1 protein-coding gene is annotated in these 513 nt (G+C 47.2%); it reads left to right on the top strand.

The annotated features are described in order from the left end of the window. Nucleotides 1-513 (top strand): hypothetical protein (locus BAZO_RS00015; RefSeq protein WP_003329155.1); only part of this gene is annotated, 513 nt, incomplete at both ends.

Here is a 513-nt window from a genome sequence, read left to right as displayed (position 1 = left end):
TGTTAATTACTTATTCCCTACTTCAGCATGGACAAGAACAAATAGTACATGCGGCGACTTCCAGCTCAGGAACTTTATAGTTCCCAATAGTCCGGCTAGTACGAACAATAATAATGTACTCGCAGGAGACGTATCTACTGCAACAAACTGGACGACCTCAAAGCTAACAGGAGCGGGCTATGGTTCGGGGACATCCACCGCAGGTGGCGGATGGTCAGGTGGGACTTGGACTGCGATTGCAGGCACAACACAAACCAATGCGGTCAGTCTTTTTAATCAACCGCTTGATATGACTCAAAGCCTAACACTGTCAGGCAAGATAACGACAAGTACTAATAGTTCTGTTGCCTCAGCACTTGGGGTAATGCTCTTACCAACAGGGACCTCCCTTAGTCTCAATGCAGGGGGAACGGGAACAGGTATCCTTCCGACAGAAGGAACGCCTAATGCTATCTTTGCTGGGCGAGATATTTTTCCTCTAAACTCTGGTTCGACGTCAATTAATGGACAAAG

This window comes from Schinkia azotoformans LMG 9581, from assembly GCF_000307855.1.
Taxonomy (GTDB): Bacteria; Bacillota; Bacilli; order Bacillales; family Bacillaceae_J; genus Schinkia; species Schinkia azotoformans.
This window is presented reverse-complemented; position numbering and strand designations above follow the sequence as displayed.